This window comes from Chitinophaga sp. (assembly GCF_036566945.1).
Lineage (GTDB): Bacteria > Bacteroidota > Bacteroidia > Chitinophagales > Chitinophagaceae > Chitinophaga.
Map to the genome: position 1 here is coordinate 1 of NZ_DATCVJ010000286.1, position 3518 is coordinate 3518.

At 45.5% G+C, this 3518-nt stretch carries 3 protein-coding genes; 1 reads left to right on the forward strand and 2 read right to left on the reverse strand.

Annotated elements, in window-relative coordinates; all coding sequences use genetic code 11:
- The first annotated feature begins 136 nt into the window (after window positions 1–136).
- Entirely contained in the window at window positions 137–1909 is a 1773-nt protein-coding gene (locus VIP81_RS08470) for an ABC transporter ATP-binding protein (RefSeq protein ID WP_331958405.1), read from the forward strand.
- 184 nt (window positions 1910–2093) lie between these two features.
- On the opposite strand, the gene VIP81_RS08475 is transcribed toward VIP81_RS08470, so the two are convergent.
- Complete coding sequence (locus VIP81_RS08475) at window positions 2094–2567, reverse strand: acyl-CoA thioesterase (protein ID WP_331958408.1); 474 nt, start codon at window positions 2565–2567, stop codon at window positions 2094–2096.
- 30 nt (window positions 2568–2597) lie between these two features.
- Window positions 2598–3518, reverse strand: a 921-nt coding sequence (locus VIP81_RS08480) for an outer membrane beta-barrel family protein (protein WP_331958411.1), incomplete at its 5' end; no start/stop codon positions are given.

Consider the following 3518-nt stretch of genomic DNA (forward strand, 5'->3'; position numbering starts at 1 on the left):
GCCGCATAGCGCCTCCGGCTTTCGTTTTTCCGTTATACGAACGACAAACACCGGAGGCGTTATCAATTTTTTACGGCTTTTTGCAATATATTTGGATACACTTCGTCTACCTCTATTAATAAAGACTATATCCGAAATGCAAAATGACCTGACAACCACGTCGCCAAAACAGCCCATTAAAGTGGCGTCCCTGAAAAAAACATTCCGCCTGTTTCGTTATGTAAAACCCTACTGGCCACAATTTGCGCTGGGCCTCTTATTCCTTTTTATTTCCAGTTTAGCAGGACTTGCTTTCCCAAAACTCCTGGGTAACCTGGTAGATCCCGGCAGCAACACACACCTGATTAAAGGCATGAATAGCGCAGGTGTAATGATGGTAGCCGTATTGGTAGGGCAAGCCGTTTTCTCCTTTTTTCGTATTGTATTATTTGTGAATGTAACAGAGAAGACATTGGCCGCCCTGCGCCAAACGATTTACAGTCACCTCATCCGGCTGCCGATGAAATTTTTCGGTGAAAGAAGGGTGGGAGAGCTGAGTAGCCGTATCTCTTCAGATATTTCCCTGCTGCAGGAAACATTCACCACTACGTTGGCTGAATTTATCCGGCAAATGATCATCATAATAGGTGGGATAGTCATTTTATTGATTACCTCTCCTCAGCTGACCGTATTTATGCTGGCTATTTTGCCGGTGATGATGGTGGCCGCTGTATTTTTCGGGAAATTTATCCGCCGTTTTTCGAAACAGGTGCAGGAAGAGGTAGCAGCTTCCAATACTGTGGTGGAGGAAACATTGCAGGGCATTCTGAATGTAAAAGCATTTGCCAACGAGTTTTTTGAAATAGCCCGTTATCGGCTGCGGACCAATGAGGCCGCCCGTATCGGGATGATAAGTGGTAAGTACCGCGGTGCTTTTTCTTCTTTTATTATCATGGGAATTTTCGGCGCATTGGTAGCGGTGATCTGGAGGGGTGTAGCCATTGGCATGCCCACTTCTTCGCTCTTATCCTTTGTGCTGTATTCGCTCTTTATAGGAGGTTCTATTGCCGGTCTGGCAGAAGTATATACCAATCTGCAAAAGAGCATTGGCGCTACAGAACACCTGCTGGAAATACTGGATGAACCAGCCGAAGCTATCACACCGGTAACGGAAATCCCGCCGGAAAACCAACTCGATGGACAAATCAGTTTCCGTAACATCTCCTTTCATTATCCTTCCCGCCCGGATATGACGATCATGAACAACGTGTCGTTTGATGTATACGCCGATCAGAAAGTTGCCCTGGTAGGCCCCAGTGGTGCCGGTAAAAGTACTATTGTATCTTTACTGTTACGCCTATACGATCCCGTGAGCGGCAGCATTTTGTTCGACGGCAAAGAAAGCACGGCTTTTCCTTTATCACAGCTACGTTCTCAAATGGCGGTGGTGCCGCAGGATGTATTCCTTTTTGGGGGCACCATTGCAGAGAATATTGCCTATGGTAAACCTGGCGCCTCCATCGAAGAAATGGAAGCCGCCGCCAGACAGGCCAATGCCTGGGAATTCATACAGCGGTTCCCGTTAGGGCTCAACACCATAGTAGGGGAACGGGGTATCCAATTGTCCGGCGGACAGCGGCAGCGCATCGCCATTGCCAGAGCGGTGTTAAAGAACCCACGTATCCTGATCCTCGATGAAGCTACTTCTGCACTGGATTCAGAATCAGAAAAACTGGTACAGGACGCATTGGATAAACTGATGGAAGGACGTACCTCTATTGTAATCGCACATAGACTGGCAACCGTAAGAGCGGCCGACAAAATTATTGTGCTGGACAAAGGCCATATCGTGGAAGAAGGCACCCACAGCGAATTGATAGGATTGGATGGATTGTACAGAACCCTGAGTGATATGCAGTTTGCGAGCTAGGTAAAATAGCTTTTAGCTGTTAGCTTTTAGCTTTTAGCAAATGCAGCGGAGAGGGTATTTCTTGATAATTTTCAATAGAGAAGCCCGTCCAATACCGGACGGGCTTCTCTATTGAAAATTAAAAATATGTCTTCCTCTCCGCTGCATTTGCTAAAAGCTAAAAGCTAACAGCTAAAAGCTATTCCTACATATACGGTTTCATTTCTTCATCAATATCCTTACGTAAATCCATCAGCTTTTTCGCGTACCCTTCCATGCTGATTTCATTGGCGGTTTGCGGAATCCACTTAGGTACCGTCACTGTTTTACCCGTATCATCTACGGCAGCAAAAACCATCACACAGTGAGTGGTCTTTGTTTTCTGCTGCTGTCGCGGATTACCGGCAAATACATCGATAGAAATATGCATGCTGGTGTTGCCGGTATAAATAATTTTAGCATTTATTTCTACCAGATCTCCGATAGCAATAGGCTTAAAAAAACGAATACCCCCTACATACACGGTAACGGCATACTGTCCGCTCCAATTGGCCGCACAGGTATAACCTGCCTGGTCAATCCATTTCATAACAGAGCCGCCATGTACTTTTCCTCCGAAGTTCACATCAGAGGGCTCGGCCAGGAAACGTAGGGTGATCGTGTGATAAATAGAATCCATAAGTGTTGTTTACGAACTACAAATTACGAATTAAAAATTATCACCTCCACCCATTTCACCATTGTTTTCTTTGGACTTGTTATTCTTCCGTTTAAACAGGTTGGTATCCATTTTACCGAAACGCCAGGTGGCATTCAGCTTCAGCTCACGGGTAAGACGTTTCCGGTAGCTTTCCTGCTCCGAAAAGCTGGTAGTGGTATAGGAAAGATTACGATCAGTATTGAAAATATCACTGATACCAAGAGAAATAGACAGTGCTTTGTTTTTCAGCATGTCTTTTTTCATCGCCGCATCTGCAGACCATTTCGGTTCCCTTTCTCCCTGTGGCATAATTTGCCTGGACTCGTATTCTGCACTTACCTGGAAGGTGAGGTTCCATGGCAGTTTGGTATTGCTGTTTAATTTACCGAACCAGGTAATACCCTGATTAGATAAGTTACTACCATTACTGGTAGCATTGATTTTTGTTTGCGCCAGGTTCACGTTGGTGGTCAGGTCCCAGATCTTTGTGAGCTGACTTCTCAGGGTAAACTCTGCACCATAGCTGTTCCTGGAGCTTGCATTGATAGGATACTGGAGCAATACGTGCTGCACCTGTCCGTTCAGGTTAAGAGTAGTATCTACATAAAAATCGGTAATAGCATTGGTGGTATTACGATAATATAATGATACCAGCAGGTTATGTTTATGTGCAAAATCTTTCAGGTAAGACAGCTCAAATGAATTTGTGAATTCCGGCTTCAGGTCGGGGTTACCGGTGCTGGCGCTTCGACCGCTATAATCGATCGTTGGCAGCAGGTCCCTGAACCAGGGGCGCCGGATACGGCGGCTATAGTTCAGTTGTACTTCATGATCACCATTAAACTTCTGAGACAGGAATACACTGGGGAAGAAGCTGATCGGGTAACTGATTTTATAGGAAGATTTTTCTCCAAGCCTGGTTTCGCCATC